Raw genomic sequence first — 16,554 nt, forward strand, 5'->3', positions numbered from 1 at the left:
TAATCACTGCTGAGAATAGCTGGTACATCGGACGGACTGGTAGGAGCTGTGAACCCTATTGCGAATGGCTCGAACATCTTGAATCCACAAGAGAACTTGAGCGGACGACCTCGTTGTCTCTGAAACAAGACCCAGTGATGTAGGTCTATTGAGTTCCAAACAAGACTGATCTGATTGCCACGAGTTAGGGGTCTAGCTGATGGTAGGACGCTCTTAATATTCCAAATATACAGCAACACAACTATACCAGATAAGATATAATTTCTCAATTGCTATTTTCAAACATAAGATTTGCTCGAAATGTGGTATGCAAGAAAGTAACGGATGGAGATCAAGCTATGTAAACGAGATCTAACCGGTAACAACGAATAAAATAGTAAATAGGGATTACCGGAGTGTGACCAACGAAGAACAGAATCGCTCGTGCGACAGTGGTGAGGTGTCGCGAGATGAAAGTAGTACGACGGGATCGACTATCGTAGACCGCCGCACGTACATGAAAATAGCAGGCGTTGCCGCCGCGTCCTTGGCAGGATGTGCCGGTAAAGATGATCCTACCGCAGGGGGAGCGGCAACAAAATTCGGCTACGGTGGTGAGCCTGCAGTTACGACGCAACTCGCCGCAGTCGACGTTTCGAAGGTGGCCGAAGATACCAGCATGGCAAGTTCGGTCAGCAGGCTCAGCATCGATTCACCGCTCTCGACAACACTGTCTCCAGGTTCCTCTGACCTTTTTGCGTTCAGGCCCGACAGCGAAGATGTAGCGGTTAAATTTACGCCAAGTGCAGATACGGGTGCTGCGGCGCTTGGGATGTTCAATCCCGACGGTGAACTACTCTCCCAGGCGTACGCGAGTTCGGATGCCCCGGTGTATCTGCCGGAGTCTCTCTCAGACAGTGGCACGCACTACCTGCAAGTAATGGATATCAGTCGAAGCGGTGGCGATTACTCACTAACCATTTCGACGGACAGCACGACACAGTCTCAGTCACCCTACGAGGGGACTGTCAGAGCAATTCCTGGTCGTATTCAGGCACAGAATTTCGACCTTGGTGGCGAAGGCGAAGCGTACCATGACACGTCTGGTGGAAATATCTACGGTTCATCAAGCCGAGATACAGACGTTGATATCCGGCCAACAGAGGACGAGTCAGGGAAATACAATATCGGCTACTTTCCAGACCGGTGAGTGGCTCGAGTACACACTCGACGTCTCACCCGGAACGTACGATGTTAGGGTCCGAGTGGCCTCGGCACTTTCTGACGGGCGACTCGAACTGTCTCTTGGGGATCGTACCCTCACAACCGTCACTGTCCCTAACACAGGCGACTGGACCTCGTGGGAGACAGTCACCGTAGAGGACATCGAAATCGAGTCCGAGCAGCAATCGACGCTTCGCGTCGAAGCACTAGATTCCGGTGTGGAATTCAATTGGGTCGAATTCGATAGAGTCGATGCACAGAAGCCGTACAATGGAACTCAGCCACGATTCCCGGACGCATCGAGGCACAAAACTACGACACGGGTGGTGAGGGGGTATCATACTCTGATACGACTGCTGGAAACGAATACGACACCAGTTACCGTGACACCGATGTCGACATTAGAGAGACCCAAGACGACTCCGGGGAATACAACATCGGGTACTTCGAAGACGGCGAATGGCTCGAATACTCGGCCGATGTTTCGCCAGGACAATACGACCTCAGGGCTCGTGTTGCAACAACGCGAGACGATAGACAACTCAAGTTCTCTCTCGGCGATCGGGAATTAGGAACCGTTGACGTTCCCAACACGGGCGGATGGACCTCGTGGGAGACTGCAACACTGGAAGACGTGACCATCGATGCCGACGGACAGCGGGTGCTTCGGGTCGAAGCTATCGGGTCCGGCATCGATTTCAACTGGGCCGAGTTTGAGGTCGTCGGGAATCAGCCATTCGATGATATCCCGACGCTTCCCGGCAGGATACAGTCACAAGCATACGACCTTGGCGGAGAAGGCGTGTCGTATCACGATACTACTGCCGGCAGTGAGTATGGTCTTGGCTATCGGGATTCTGATGTCGATATCCGAGAAACGCAGGACAGTTCCGGGACGTACAACGTTGGGTATTTCGAGGACGGTGAATGGCTCGAATACACCGCGGAGGTGCCGGGCGGAACATACGACATCGACGTTCGCGTCGCGACGACACGCGATAACAGGCAATTGCAGTTCAGCCTCGACGGTGAGCAACTTGGGACAGTAGATGTCCCGAACACCGGCGGCTGGACGACCTGGGAAACGGCGACGCTTCCTGACGTGACGGTCCAAGATGATGGCGAGCACGTCATCCAAGTGAAAGCAGTTGGCTCCGGCATTGATTTCAACTGGTTCGAATTCAGCGAAGCGACCGAGACGGAGACACCAACTCAGACGCCAACGGAAACTGAGACACCAACTCAGACACCAACGGAAACTGAGACGCCGACTGAAACCGAGACAGCGACCGAGTCAGGTACTGACGACTTTGGCAGTGAAGGCTACGGGATGGGTGGGTACGGGGGTACCCAGTAACGCGACAAATCAATGGCAGAACGATACAACACGCCCGCAGAGGGCACGCTCGATTGGCACGTACCGCTCAACGAAAACTTCGAAAAACTCGACAGCCACGTCGAACTCCGGGATGCAGAGTCCAATATCAGCCAGTACGAACCGAAGACGGGGTCGAAGTTCTTGGCGACCGATACCGGTACGGTATACATTGGCGACGGCAGCAACTGGAACCGCGTTGGGAGCCTCAGTGCATCCGACGATTCCGTTTCTGAGGCCGACGACGGGTCGCTCATCGCACCGCCGGGCGAAGTACAGTCCGTAATCGATCAGGCGTCTAAGTCACACACCTGGGCACAGGGCCCGAGCCGAACTGTGAAGCTCGTCTCCGGTGAGAACTACTTCCCATCGGATACTATCAGACTGAAGCGGAATGTCCGGCTCGAATGTAACGGCGCTCGGATCATTCCGGAAGGCGACTTCAATGTCATTGAGATGTACCGCGGGACGCAGCTCATCGATCCGTTCATTGACACCCGGTCGGTTAATTGGAATTCGACACAGGTCGTCGTCGGCGCATCGGACGCAGACAAAATTGAGCTGGCGAACCGCGCAACCGTTGAAGACGCCTATCTCTGGGGAACACCCGGCGAGGGCATCGGACTCCAGTTCTTGGGTGGTTCGAAACCCTGCTCGATGCAGGTCGCTAGCGGAACAATACACGGGTTCGATATCGCGATCGACCTCTATGCCAGCGGCAACGATTACAGTGGACAGGGCGACTGGTCGAACGGGAACCAGTTCTACGGCTCACTGGAAGCCTTCCGTGTCGGCGTCAACCAGCGCTCTGAGGGAGCTGAAGTCTCGGGGAACGTCTTCAAGTTGATGGTCCAGCCTGACAACGATGTGAGCGAATGGCTCTGGTACATGGAGGACGATCCCCGCTCCGATAGCGATCGAGACGACAATATGTACCGGAAGTCGGGGAACACCATGATGGTGTATCCGTGGGACAACAACAATTATATGGACAACAATCCGTTCGCTGAGAGTGGCGATCGGAAGCCACCAGTGTGGTATATCGGCGAGGGGATAAACTACGGTAATTCACTCGTTGACCAATCCGGGAAGCTCGGAAACCAGTATATCGTCAATAATTCTGATTACCCAGATCGAAATGGGATCTTCACCTATCATGGTGGGAAGGTCACCGGCACCAGGCAGTTCTCACATCCGCCTGCGTACCAACGGAACAGCGAAAGTCGGATGTGGCACGAAGACTCGAAGAACTAATCCCATTAGGACTACTTAGGCGCTCGTAGCCGACAGGGAAACTATTTACTCAGCCTCATTTCGTGACTGAGGATGCCAATTTCGGCTATCGTTTTGCTGGTATGCTGGTTGTGTCTCAAACTCTGTTGTACCCACGACAAAGCCACCATGTGCAGTGAAGATGCCGTTCCTGTCTGGCGTATCTGAATTGTTGAGCACGTATTGGTTACCACGCACCCCGCTCATATCTAAGAGTGAGTTTCCGTACCGGCGACCACGCCCGATAAACCAGAACGGCGCATCTCGATCGCTCTCCGAATAATATGAGTTATTCCGCTTGAATGACGATACGTCCCAGGGATATGCCATTACCGTATTGCCTTTCATAACGAATTTATTATCATCTCGGGACTCTCGTGGGTCGGCCTCCATTTTCCAGAGCCATTCACTTACCTCTGGTTCGGGCTGCGTCTGTATGCGAACGGTATTCCCACTGACCTCCGCACCGTCCGACCGCATACTAATCCCGATCCGGAAGTCCTGTATCCGTCCCCAGAACTGATTCCCGTTCGACCAGTCACCTTGTGGATCGCGGTTCTCACCAGCAGCGTAGAAGTCTACTGCCCGGTCAAACCCATCAAGGGTCCCGTTTGCGACCTGCATCGAGCAGGGTTTCGAACCACCACGGAACTGTATTCCGATACCCTTGCCTGCGTCTCCAAGAAGGTATGCGTCTTTTACCCAAGCACGGTTGGCTGTATCTAATTTCTGTGCGTTTTGAGGGCCAATAACGACCTGTGTCGAACTCCAACTCTTGCCCCGAGTGTCGACAAAGGGGTCAATTAGAACTGTATCACGGGCGAGTTCGAAGACGTTGAAGTCACCCGTCGGGACTACTTTCGCCCCATTACATTCCAGTCTGACACCTCTCTTTAGACGGACCGTCTCGGATACTTCGTACGTCTCACCGGAGACCAGCTTGACGGTCTGTGCAGGAGCCTGTCCGAACTCAGACCCAGTAGATGCGGTATCGATAACGTCCTGTAGTTGTCCTGGTTGCGCGACGAACGTGCCGTCACTCATTACTGTGGCTCTCTCGCTGCCCTCAGCAAGTGAGACGGAACGCGCGCGCCCTGCCGCGCTGCCAAACTCCAGCCACTCCTCTCCGTTTCCGATAAATATACGTCGCGAATCTGTTGCGAGGAACTTGGCACCCTCCTTTGGTTGATACTGATCTAGGTTTTCAGCAGCATCTTTGATCTCAACTTCCGTGTCGATACGTGAAAAATTCTCGTTCAACGGGACATGCCAGTTCTGTGCTCCGCGATCCGGGCGCTGGTAGCTGTGGTTCGGTGTCTCTTTAGCCATATCGGTCACTTTACACAAGGCAAGTAAAATATACTGTTGCTACTCTCCCGGTGGATTTTCCCAGGGCTATTACTCAATCAGCGGTTGTGCGTAGGCGGTCTCTTCGGGTCTCGTCTCAAGTTCCCGATACACTCGCTCAAAGCCATCCACCATCGATTCAATCGTAAACTCACGTGCCGCCCGCTGCCGTGCAGCGGTTCCAAGCGTTTCAGCAAGTGACCGGTGCTGATGTAGACGGATAGTCGCCCACGCAATTTCGTCAGGTGACTGTACGTCGACGAACAACCCAGTCTGGTAATTCTCCAGCAGATCATTCGTGCCGTCCACAGGTGTCGCGACGATCGGAAGCTCCGCAGCCATCGCCTCGATCACTGCACCGGGAAGCCCCTCGTAATGAGAGGGAAAGGCGAAGATGTCAATCGAACCGAGAAGCGCTGGGACATCTTGCCGCGTTCCGAGGAAATGAACCGAATCAGCACATCCGAGTGAATTGACCCGCTCCATCAACCGCTCCCGATCGGCACCATCACCGACGAATACAAGATGTGCGTCAGGGATCTCAGCGACGATAGTGGGCCACGCATCAAGCAGATCAAAGTGGCCCTTCCGCTCAACAAGACGGCCGACGGTTCCGACTACAGTGGCCTCCGTCGGGATGTCCAGCTCTGATCGCAGGTCCGCCGAGTCTGTTGTCCGGTACTGTTCGATGTTCCGGCCGTTGTACACCACCGCCACGTTTTCTTCCTCTGCACCGCGTTCAACAGCGTAGTCCCGTCCCGCTGTGGAGTTCGAAACAATCGCGTTTGAGAGCGGTATCGTCATCCGGTCGATAACGCGGCGTGCAAGCGGTTCGTCGTTAGGCACCTCGCGAACCCCAGTGATAATGGTTGTAGAACAGAATACGCCGGCGATCCTGGCAATTACGTTGTCGTAAAAAAGAAACGACTGTATGATATCGGGTTGCTCACGACGGGCGACGATGCAGAACTTGAGCGGGGCGAACAGATAGACGAGCGGGCTTTCGACTCCGTCTATTGCCCCGTTCGAAATACGACCAGCGTCAGTAAGCGACCGAACGGTGACTTCATCCGAGAGTTCTGATTCGAGTGGGTTCGTCGAGAATATCGTCCAGATAGTGATGTCGTACTCCTTGCCATTAACTTCATTCGCTAAATCAACGAGTGTTCGCTCGGCACCACCGACTACAAGTGCGCCGATAAAGTACCAGAGAGTCGTACGCTCTGCTGTCATTCGGGAATCACTCCGTTGAGTTGTCTGGTATTTATGAGATGAGGTGTGGTCTTCATGTTCATACGAACGGTCATACTCAAAGGTAACCCATGTTTTCGAGCTGTTCTGTCGTCCCGTCGTCAATGTCACGTACTGTCTCCTCACTCTCCCCGGAGAGGCGGTCCGCTATCTCCACCCGCGCTTCGTCCGCAGTAAACTGTGGGTTTCCGTACGACTGATGTCCCGGCAGAAACCGACGGTATGAGTCTCGAACCTTCCGGTTGTGGAAGACCTGTCGTCCGAAGGGTTTCTGCAGTAGTAGTGCCATGTAGATAATCGATGACGTTATTTTGTGTCCATCCACGAACGTGTGACCACCGTGTTCATCCCAGAGACTCTTGATTGTCCGCTCAAACCCACCAGTGAGGCTGACGAACTTCTCGGCGGGCCCTGGTAACGAACCGTATCGAATGTGGTTCAGGTGCGTGTAGCCGGTTGTCCTACCCGCTCCTTCGTTGGTCCCGTCTACCTTCCCGAAATCAGGTTGCGTGGCCATCGCGCTGGCGACTGTCGGTAGGATGTCTACATGGTGTAGGAGCCCGTTCTCACCCGAAGAAGCCAAGTCCGGATGAATGAAGCTCGTCGGAACGTATACGACTTCAGGCGTCGCGAGATGTGTGTGTCCGAAGTACCCGTACTCTCCGAGTACCTCACCGTGGTCACTGGTATAGACGACGAGAGTATCTTCTCTGAGCCCTCTGCGTTCAAGCGTCCGTAGGACACGCTTGAATTCTTCGAACGAGCGGTCTACACCCTCGTAATAATCTCTGCGTGCCGTTTCCGGGTCCGAGGATATGCGCCAGAGGTATTCAAGAGCAGTTTCGTTGCGGTATTCGTAGTCGTCCCAGTCAAATCCGTTGTACGGTGCGTGGCCACCAGGCCGACGCGCAACGTGAACGAAGGGGGGTTCAATATCGTCAATCGATTTCCGTGGGGGATCAGCAAACATCTCCGCAATACTGTGGTTCATGCCGCCTTGAGCAGCTATCGAAGCCTCGTGGTCCGCAATATCGAATACCGAGCGGACGTTCGCAGGTACAGAATGCTTGAAGCTGTGGATGTTACTGTTCGGTGGTAACAGCCCAGTCAATAGACTCCCAAACGATGTGGGGGTGTGCGTTGATGCTGCAATCGTTTTGTGGGTCTGCCCGAGTTCCGCAAGATCATCGTTAACTGCGTTATATCTGACAGCGTCGTCAACGTATATGAGGACGTTCTCTACGTCGATCTCCATGCTACCAGAGGGTGGCTACTACAACAATATAGTAAAGATACCCCTACGAAGTATGAAACAGCAGGTAAAAACGCTACCAAGAGACGAGAGATCTATCGAGAATATCTCATTTCGTAATTGCTTCACTTTTGATTGAGTTGAGCGTCTTCATCGCGTTTTTGGCCGGCATATAACTAAATCTGCCCCCGAGCGAAGCAAGTGCAAACAGCCACCTATCGGTTCGAAACGGCCAGTAATACACTGATTTGAGTAGGTGCGTTCTCGCATCTGAGTATGCTCTGGTACGTAACGCTTCCTGTCCAAGAATGAACAGGAGTGACGCGAGAAAGGCCCGCTCGTATTTTCGTCCGTATCTCGCAGCGAGTTCCCGGTGTTTCTCAACCATCAGCGGATAGGAGATATCCCGTTTCTCAGCATAGTTGTTGCTGATTCGGTCCGCCTCTTCAGGACAGTGCCGATATGTCAGCACTTCTGGAATCACGCGAAACTCGGTATGTAGTGAGAGTCGTATCAGCCACTCTCTATCTTGCCAGCTGGGAAACCGCTCGTCAGGGAGTCCGGCCTGTGGAATGATATCGGCCGCAACCATCAGCGTCGAGAATTCACCGAACGATTCCCCCAATAGGAGATCTTTGGTAACATTTCCTTCCGCCGTGAAGATAACGTCACGTGTGTAGTCTCCGTAATCATACTCGCATCCGGTGTAGACTACGCCGACACCGTCAGCACTATCTTCCAACTCAGCGACCTGTCGAGCAATCTTTTCCGAGTCCCAGGCGTCGTCGTCATCTAGTAACGCGATGTACTCGCCTTCTGCTCGCTCAATACCCGTGTTCCGTGCCTGGTTCGCTCCTCTGTTCTCTTGATGACGGACACAGTTGACCTTAATGCTCTCTAGCGGCTCTCCGGCAAGTGTATCGGCTGCCAGCTGCGGGGAATGATCATCAACGACAATGAGTTCGATGTTCGAGTATGTCTGGTTCGCGACACTCCGTGCTGCACCTCGAAGTTTGTCCGGTCGCTTGTATGTCGGGAGAACAACGCTGACGAGCGGATTTGGCATATGGCTGGTGGTGATTTGCGGTATCGAAGTAAAGTTAGTGTCTGGCTATGCGTGGCTCTGCTGGCTAATTTTGGGGCGCCACGGACCAGCCGGTGAACCCTCCATTAGCGTATACCTTGTTCGCCGTTGGATCGTTGTGCATTCTCGCCAGACTGTCTTCGCCGTATCGGAATAGATAATCCTGTTGGTCTTTTGTATAATATGATGCGGTGTGCTGTTTGACATCGTGTGTCTTCGTGACGACGTAGCTTCGTCCAAATGTGTCAGAGGCAATAATGTCCGGACTGAAATAGCCGAGGTTCCGTGGCAAGTTATTGTCCATACTGAAACTCTGTGGGTAGTAGCGCGGATGGTTTGTGCCCAAGACGAACGCTTCCATCTTGTGTGACGTGTCCATTGCATGAATGGGAACTCCTTCATCAATATTCGCTGCCATGAATTGTGACCCGTCGTACTCGGCGTATGTCATGTGACGGTTTGGCTCGTAAGCAGCATTTGCAGCGAGACAGGCGCTTAAAAGCACGAGTACGGTCAAGGCAACGGTGATGGCCGAATGGCGCCTAGCAGCGGTATGGATCAGTGCCAGCCCTGTAAGGACCGCAGCGAACAGGAGGGCATATCTGTTGACTCTGATTATTCCCTTCACGATGAGATTGCTCAGAAGGAAGGTCGCTGCGATACCGAGTCCTGCAACGAAGTGAACCGAAGCGAAGCCCCAATCGTACCGCATCCCTTCGGAGAGAAACCAGTACAAGGTCAAGAGGACGGCTACCCCGGCGATAGCGAAGTAAATTGTAGTCGACCCGTATAGGGTGATGAATTTCTCGGCGAGTTGTAGAGGTGAAAACTGGACTGAGCCGGCTCGCTGTACCTCTCTGGCCGCTGGATTTACCTCATCTTGCGACGTGGCGATTTTTATTATAGCTTGGCGCGTCTGACCAAAGTTTGTGAGCCAGGCAAATACGGAGCGGAAGGAAGGCCACGCCAAGCCGGGGGCTGAGTTGCGGAGTGGATGATAGGGAAAGCCGTCCGAATACCCCGGAATAGATAGAGGTCAACAGTAAGACACCCAGCATAAACAGAGTTGTCATCGGGTGTGAGTAGATGATGAACAAGCCGACCAAAAGAATCAAAAGAAGGTACTCGGTGTCGTTACTCCGTCGGTAGAGTTCTGTGAGCGTAAGCAGAACCGGAACGATCATGAATGAGTTCATCGCCGGGTGGTTTGAGAGGTGGAAAGTCGTATAAATGAGAGTGCTTCCGGCTGCTAATCCGGCCGCTAGACTCCCCCGTTTGCCAGAGAGCGTCTTCACAAGGACCCCGATGCCGATGATCTGGAGCGTCGTAAACAACAACGCTGCCAGGTATGGCATCGCGTCAATCGGGACACCTAGCATCGTCATCTCGGCCATCAGCACGTGTTCACCAGGATACCAGATTCCGGGAAGTGATCCTGTTTCGAGAATCGCCCTGACATCGCCGAAGTGTTGCAGTGCGTCTGCTGTTCCCTGTCCGTAAAACCGATAGCCGCGAGCTTTCGGGAGGAAGAAATACAGCGCGTAGTTTGAAAGAACGAGGCCAAGGCCATGTCGCCAGTACCTCGTTTGCGTAATAGCTGCTGCTATCAGGGTCAATATTCCACCGACCATGATCGAATAGAAAGTGAACCAGAACATCTGGGACAGTCCATCGACCAGAGAGGTTTCATATCCAGTTACTGGTTGAATGGACAGGAAGAGCGCGCTCTCGAGGACAAGGACCCCGGACAGTAGTATGACCAGATATTCCTGTATATCACGGTTGGCGAACTCAAAGCTGTCGAACGATTCCCGGTCAAGATCAGTCTCAGTGACTCATTTATTACCCTTCTGACCCGCTACGCAGTGTGAGACCCACGTCTTGCCCAACCTTGCGTAGGGTAGATATTAAGTAATCAGCGACTAACGCTTCTGAGGCTATCGCCCTCACCAAGATCATGTTCCGACCAGTGTCAATAGACCGTCTGAACCGCAATGTCGATTGGGCCACAAAACACGGCATGGATGTGGAACTGTGCAACCTGAATCAGTCGAGGCTCGACTCGCCATTCGTTCAAATCTCGTCCTTGATCACGGGGTGTAGGGCTGCTGGTCGACTCCTTCTGGTCTCGAATCACAGAGTCACCGATTTCAGCCACTTGACCCAGTATTTCTGTTGTTTCTTGCACTGTCTCTTCCCAGTTGTAACGTGTCGTTACGATTTCGCGGCCGTGTTTTCCCAGTTCTGAGAGACGGCCCTGATCGCTGAGTAAGTCAGAAATCGCCGTCGCGAATCCCTCGACATTGCCAACTTGGACTGTTTTTCCGGTTTGATTGACTATTTTTGAGGTCTGTTCGAGATCGCTGGCAACTACTGGAGTTTCACAGGCTAAAGCTTCGATAACTGTCCGTGGAAAGCCTTCAGTCCGACTCGGAAGAACGAATAGGTCCGCTGCTCTGAATACCGAAGGCATTGCCTGATAGGGGACCCGTCCGAGGAGATGTTACAGCATCTGTCAGCCCCTTATCAGCGACAGTCGATTCGAGACTGTCGCGGAGCGGGCCATCGCCACAGAAAAACAGCGATGCGTCCGGACAGCGCTCTTGTATCCTATCGAATGCAGCTAACACGTCTTCGGCCGCTTTCCGTCAACTAAGCGGCCAACAAATACGATTGCCTGGCCACTCTGGTGCGCGATATCGGGATGGGCCTGTCCAGCAGGTGAAAAGCGGTTGGTATCGATTCCATTGTTTACAACCGCGATGTCAGCGTCAACACCAAGATTACGGAGTTTGGATTGCTCAACATCTGTGTAGCAAAGCGTAACATCAGCCGAATTATATGTCCACTTACCCAGCGTGCGAAGGTGTGCACGTGAGAACCAGAACGGACCTCGTTGTGAGTTGAGGCCGTGGCACGTGATTGCAATTGGGATGTTAGCCATTCGGCAGTACAGCGCGGCCACGTTACTGGAGAAGAACAGGTGAGAGTGGGTGTGAACCACGTCGTAGTCTTCCATACCACGCAAATCACGGACGGTGTTAGCGAAGATCTGATTGCCGAGGAGCTCTAGCTTTGGCGGTTGTTTGATCAGAGTGTATCCCTCTTGGTTAGTGACCTCTCGCTCTTCCACATCTTCCGAGACAGTCAAGACGGTGACCTCGTGCCCCATCGCGGCCTGATCACGGCTCAGAGCATGTATGTGATATGGCGCACCACCGACGGTTTCAGGGAAGATGCTTTGGGCAACCCGGAGTATGTGCATTTATTTCGCCCGACTCTTACAGGTAGACGGGTATAGTTAATAGTCCGATTTTTTGAGTAATAGGCCTCTATAGAGAGTACAAGAAACCAGATTGTGGTGAGCAGTCACACTAACTCCGGGCTCCGTATGCCTATTCGAGGACTCCCTGTTCTTGCATACGCACAGCCCAATGTTTGAAAACGTATACGGTCCAGAGGAACCGCGAGTGATCATGGTTTCCATCGAGGTGCTCTTCGAATAGGTCTAAAATCGCAGCAGTATCGAGAATACCCAGGTCGGTAGAGCGGACCATCGAGACGAACTCATCAGCAAGTTCGTGTTTGAACCACTCACCGATTGGCATATCGAACCCGTGTTTGTTTCGCTGTAAGATAGACTCCGGCAGCACATCATCAAAGGCTCGTTTCAGCACACGTTTTCGAATCGCGGCCAGTTAGTTTGTGATCCGTCGGGAGACTGAGTGCATACTCAACGACATCAGTATCAAGGAACGGAACACGAACCTCAAGTGAGTTGTACATGCTGGCCTGGTCGACTTTCGTGAGCATCTGATCTGGGAGTGATAAACGGGTATCGACAGCCTGTATCCGTGCCAAACTCTCTCTATCAGTCAGCTCAGGGGATATCGCGGCATGCTGTGTCCGGAGAGTGGTCTGCCCAGCCTCGATTGGGTCAACGTTCGTCACGGACTGGATAGCTTGGTCATCGGATACGCGCATTAAGTCGAAGTGACGTTCCGGAACCGATCGTTCTCCGCTTCGGTTTATGAACCACTGTCCTTTGTATACGGCGTCGCCGATTGCAGTCCCACGTGAGGCTGGTAGTGCATTTACAGCCGGTTCGACGGCGTATTTCCGTATCTGAGATGGAAGCGCCCGATAGTATTTTGACAGGGACTCGACTCGGTACTTATCGTAGCCAGCGAACAGTTCATCGGCACCGTCCCCTGAGAGTGCGACCTTGACGTTATTTCTCGTGGCTCGAGACACAGCGTAGCTCGGCATCAGTGCCGGGTCAGCGAAAGGTTCCCCCAATTTATTCAGGACATCCGGCACGGACTCGCGTACGTCATTCGCTGTGAGCGTGATCTCGTGGTGGTCAGTGTCGTGGAACGAAGCCACCTCTCGTGCCGCCCAAGATTCGTCGAACCGATCCTGATTGAAACCGACGGTAAACGTCTTCACGGGCTCATCAAGCAACTGTGCCATCGTGCCGACAATTATCGTCGAATCGATCCCACCACTGAGGAACGCGCCGAGTTCAACATCGGCCATCAGGCGTTTTTCGACTGCTGATTCGACAAGCGAACGTAGGTGTGAGGCAGCGGTGTCAATATGGGGTCACGGAGCGTGATGGATGGCTCGTGGTATTTCTGGCGGTCAATACCATCGTCAGATATGAGTATCCGCTCGCCGGGTCGCACCTTCGAGACGTTACGGAAGGCCGTTTTCGGTGCTGGAATATAGCCGAATGCGAAGTACTGAGCTATTGCGTCTCGGTCAATGCCACCGAGGTCCATCTCACTCTCAAACAACGCTGGGAGCTCGGATGCGAACGCGAGTGTGTCGTCCGCTTCGGCAAGGACAAGCGGCTTGATACCCATCGGGTCACGCGCCAGTAACAGACGTTCTCGCTTACTGTCCCACAGAGCGAACGCGAACATTCCGTCGAGTTCGTCGACGAAACTGGGACCCTCTTCCTCATAGAGATGAACCAGCACTTCCGTGTCAGTTTGAGTGGTAAATCTATGTCCAACAGACGTGAGTCGTTCCCTGAGAGGACCGTAGTTATAGATCTCTCCGTTGAAAATGACGGTTACGGTACCGTCCTCGTTGTGGATCGGCTGGCCGCCATTCTTGGGGTCTATGATACTGAGTCGGCGGTGTGCGAGTCCAACACTCCCATCTCTGAAAATCCCGTCGTCGTCAGGACCTCTGTGGCACTGACAGTCGTTCATACGTTCAAGAACATCAGTTTCAGGTGAGCCAGATTGTACATACTGACCACAGATTCCACACATTGTTCGCGTAATCGACACCAATGCTCAAAATTATACCCTCCCTACAGTGTGGAGTGAGATTGACTCTCTTTTGCTCACCGCTACCATTATGCAGTCTGACAGTCCGCTGCTGAACGTCCACAGCGTAGCTCTATTCGATTACGCTGCCTGAATAAACGAGTCAAGCTATTCGAATCAACTAAAGCACTGCAGGAAGGTCAGAACCGTGCTCCGAGGGTCGGCGTAGGGTGAGTATAAACAAGCCCTCTCACACAGACTGTGAAACTAATGGAAAACACTGGCCCGATAGCGTTCTTCGTTCCCTCCCTGACAATCGGTGGTGCCGAGCGTGTGACAGTTTCTGTCGCGAACGGACTCTCAGACGCGGATATGACGTAGACCTTGTCGTATCGTACGATGAGGGAGATTTCCGGAGCGATGTCGCCGGAAGCGTGAACGTCGTTGACCTCGGAACACAGAGGATACCAGGGATAGGAATCGGTGCGAGCGTTCCCGCTCTCGTGCGATATCTGCGGCGACAATCTCCCGAAGTACTCTTCTCTCAGATGACGTATGCTAACGATATCCATATAATTTCGCAAATTCTATCGGGCACCGATACTACCGCAATTGCTACAATTCATAATACACTCGGGATGCAGGAGGAATCGAAAGAAGAAACTCGTCCAGTGGCTGCAACGTCGCCTCGCCCATCAGATAGACCAGTTCGTCGCTGTTTCAGAGGGTGTTGCAGAGAGCGTCGTGGAACACGTTGGTATCAACCGGGAGAAGGTATCCGTCCTCCATAACCCGGTCCCCGTCAATGAGGTCCAAGAGCGGGCAGGAGAGTTGGTGGATCATCCCTGGATCGAATCTGCGAACCTTGACGTTGTCCTCGGTGTCGGTCGCCTAGAGAGAGCGAAAAATTTTGAATCGTTCCTCCGCGCTTTCGAAAAGGTCCATTCCGCCCGACCGGACACACGTGCGATCATTGTCGGCCGCGGGTCAAAGCGAACCAAACTCGAAACCCTCGCTGCCGAGTTAGGTATCGACGACGTGGTTTCGTTTCCCGGCTTTGTCGACAACCCCTACGGCTACATGGCGGGTGTGGATGTCCTCGCAATGTCTTCGGTCCACGAGGGGCTGCCGACCGTACTCATCGAGGCACTTGCCTGCGGATGTCCAGTCGTCTCGACCAATTGTCCCAGCGGCCCGGCAGAGATCCTCAAAGATGGTGAGTACGGCCCACTCGTGAATGTCAATGACGACGAGGGACTCGCAACGGCAATCCAGACGGCACTTGACGATCCACTCCCGAGCGACGTGCTAGTTGAACGTGCGAACGATTTCGCCCCGACAGCCGTAATCGACGAGTACGAAGCGTTTATTCGAAGTTTCGCATCAGTGGATATCGCCGATGGTGCCGGTAAATCGATCCGAGCCGCTCACCCCTTCGTGAGCGGCGCAGCCTACAACAGCCATCAGAACTGTGCAAAATCTACCCCAGACTCCTGTCGTCGATAGCTTACGTTACGTCGATCCAGATATGCGTCTCACGGTACGCGTTCTCAGCCGTGGGTTGATCCGGAAGACCTCCCCTGTACAACAAGTACGTTAACCGCAGGCGTTCGCCCTCCAGTACCGGCGTAACCGTGTGACGCTGCAGCCAACGGTCTCCAGCCGCTGTCCGGTTATTATAAGTATCGAGACGTGTGCGCTCAATCACCTCTCCAGTCGGCGCCGTTCTGGCCAACTGCACGGTGACGACGTACTCAGTTGTTGCCATCTCGTGATTCGTGACAGTGAAGTACATCTGTTCGGACTCGCCCATCGTGATCTGTTCCGGATAGCCGCTCGCCTCCAGATCACCAGTCTCATTCTCGGTCAACAGTCCGAACTCTGTGTACGCTTCGCCACGCTGTGGCTGCGCCGCGACCAATGTTACGCTGGCAAGCGCGACGAGGATTGCCACACCAACGACTATAGTCCCCAGCTGGACCCCCTCCCCTTCGGAGCCTCCGCTCGCCGCTCGTGAGTTTCCGAAGGGCATTGAGGTCTGGCCCAGACCCGTCGGTGTCCTTTGGTGGCGGCGATACCACGCGATTCCAGTTGCCACCACAGTTACGATAGCAAGGGTAGTGACAACTGGTGTTGGACGAATCGACCACGGTGTGAACTCAAGATTGACGCCAACGATGATTGCCAAGCAAATACTTGCCGCAACCGAGTATAGTATCCGTTCCGTGGCGATCAACCGGTGGCTCTCGTACTCTGGGTTCCGAGTCGGAAAAAGCGACGCGACCACGGCGTAACCTGGGACAAATAGCAAGAACGGCAGCGCGATGGCAGCGAGGAAAATTCCTTCAAGAGACGACAGTGTTGTGAGGAGCACAACCGCTGTGTACCCCACGACAGCAAGCAAATCGACAGTCGCTAGCGAAGTATCCGACCACCTTCCCATACGTTCCGCTCGCGCCTACGTCATAATAAGTAGCAGCCGCATAAC

The 16,554-nt window shown here is 53.5% G+C and carries 9 protein-coding genes and 3 pseudogenes; 3 read left to right on the forward strand and 9 right to left on the reverse strand.

Annotation, left to right across the window (positions count from 1 at the left end; all coding sequences use genetic code 11):
* Positions 1–397 precede the first annotated feature (397 nt).
* Positions 398–2,560 (forward strand): annotated as a pseudogene (locus ACODNH_RS22905) (carbohydrate-binding domain-containing protein).
* Positions 2,561–2,572: 12 nt separating this feature from the next.
* Positions 2,573–3,832 carry a hypothetical protein gene (locus ACODNH_RS22910; RefSeq protein ID WP_306710822.1) on the forward strand — a complete coding sequence of 420 codons (1,260 nt, stop codon included), beginning with the start codon at positions 2,573–2,575 and terminating at the stop codon, positions 3,830–3,832.
* A 45-nt stretch (positions 3,833–3,877) separates the two neighbouring features.
* Here the strand turns inward: ACODNH_RS22910 and ACODNH_RS22915 are convergent, their stop codons facing one another.
* The 8 genes and pseudogenes from ACODNH_RS22915 to asnB all read right to left on the reverse strand — a co-directional run bounded on the left by ACODNH_RS22915 (position 3,878) and on the right by asnB (position 14,006).
* Positions 3,878–5,179: a hypothetical protein gene (locus tag ACODNH_RS22915; RefSeq protein WP_434531775.1), complete on the reverse strand. Its 1,302-nt coding sequence runs from the start codon at positions 5,177–5,179 to the stop codon at positions 3,878–3,880.
* A 69-nt stretch (positions 5,180–5,248) separates the two neighbouring features.
* Positions 5,249–6,430: a glycosyltransferase gene (locus ACODNH_RS22920; protein WP_306710819.1), complete on the reverse strand. Its 1,182-nt coding sequence runs from the start codon at positions 6,428–6,430 to the stop codon at positions 5,249–5,251.
* A 76-nt stretch (positions 6,431–6,506) separates the two neighbouring features.
* Complete coding sequence (locus tag ACODNH_RS22925; RefSeq protein WP_306710817.1) at positions 6,507–7,703, reverse strand: sulfatase-like hydrolase/transferase; 1,197 nt, start codon at positions 7,701–7,703, stop codon at positions 6,507–6,509.
* Between the two features lie 106 nt (positions 7,704–7,809).
* On the reverse strand, positions 7,810–8,766 hold the full coding sequence (locus ACODNH_RS22930; RefSeq protein ID WP_434531776.1) for a glycosyltransferase family 2 protein: 957 nt from the start codon (positions 8,764–8,766) through the stop codon (positions 7,810–7,812).
* Positions 8,767–8,830: 64 nt separating this feature from the next.
* The gene (locus tag ACODNH_RS22935; RefSeq protein ID WP_434531777.1) at positions 8,831–9,526 is read right to left on the reverse strand and encodes a hypothetical protein; all 696 of its coding nucleotides are present in this window, start codon (positions 9,524–9,526) and stop codon (positions 8,831–8,833) included.
* 133 nt (positions 9,527–9,659) lie between these two features.
* Positions 9,660–10,442, reverse strand: coding sequence for a hypothetical protein (locus tag ACODNH_RS22940; protein ID WP_434531778.1), 783 nt, complete (start codon positions 10,440–10,442; stop codon positions 9,660–9,662).
* A 415-nt stretch (positions 10,443–10,857) separates the two neighbouring features.
* Positions 10,858–12,049, reverse strand: a pseudogene (locus ACODNH_RS22945) (glycosyltransferase family 4 protein).
* A 130-nt stretch (positions 12,050–12,179) separates the two neighbouring features.
* Positions 12,180–14,006 (reverse strand): annotated as a pseudogene (asnB, locus tag ACODNH_RS22950) (asparagine synthase (glutamine-hydrolyzing)).
* Positions 14,007–14,678: 672 nt separating this feature from the next.
* Here asnB and ACODNH_RS22955 point away from each other — a divergent pair.
* Positions 14,679–15,572 carry a glycosyltransferase gene (locus ACODNH_RS22955; protein ID WP_434531779.1) on the forward strand — a complete coding sequence of 298 codons (894 nt, stop codon included), beginning with the start codon at positions 14,679–14,681 and terminating at the stop codon, positions 15,570–15,572.
* A gap of 1 nt (position 15,573) precedes the next feature.
* Here the strand turns inward: ACODNH_RS22955 and ACODNH_RS22960 are convergent, their stop codons facing one another.
* Positions 15,574–16,509: a DUF1616 domain-containing protein gene (locus ACODNH_RS22960; protein ID WP_306710803.1), complete on the reverse strand. Its 936-nt coding sequence runs from the start codon at positions 16,507–16,509 to the stop codon at positions 15,574–15,576.
* Between the last annotated feature and the right edge of the window lie 45 nt (positions 16,510–16,554).

It is taken from the genome of Haloarcula sp. NS06 (genome assembly GCF_051122755.1).
Taxonomy (GTDB): domain Archaea; phylum Halobacteriota; class Halobacteria; order Halobacteriales; family Haloarculaceae; genus Haloarcula.

What these genes read in the sequence shown, in the direction of transcription:
- ACODNH_RS22910 (WP_306710822.1), top strand. Translation starts at nt 2,573, where the DNA reads ATGGCAGAACGATACAACACGCCCGCAGAGGGCACGCTCGATTGGCAC.
- ACODNH_RS22915 (WP_434531775.1), bottom strand. Translation starts at nt 5,179, where the DNA reads ATGGCTAAAGAGACACCGAACCACAGCTACCAGCGCCCGGATCGCGGA.
- ACODNH_RS22920 (WP_306710819.1), bottom strand. Translation starts at nt 6,430, where the DNA reads ATGACAGCAGAGCGTACGACTCTCTGGTACTTTATCGGCGCACTTGTA.
- ACODNH_RS22925 (WP_306710817.1), bottom strand. Translation starts at nt 7,703, where the DNA reads ATGGAGATCGACGTAGAGAACGTCCTCATATACGTTGACGACGCTGTC.
- ACODNH_RS22930 (WP_434531776.1), bottom strand. Translation starts at nt 8,766, where the DNA reads ATGCCAAATCCGCTCGTCAGCGTTGTTCTCCCGACATACAAGCGACCG.
- ACODNH_RS22940 (WP_434531778.1), bottom strand. Translation starts at nt 10,442, where the DNA reads ATGTTCTGGTTCACTTTCTATTCGATCATGGTCGGTGGAATATTGACC.
- ACODNH_RS22960 (WP_306710803.1), bottom strand. Translation starts at nt 16,509, where the DNA reads ATGGGAAGGTGGTCGGATACTTCGCTAGCGACTGTCGATTTGCTTGCT.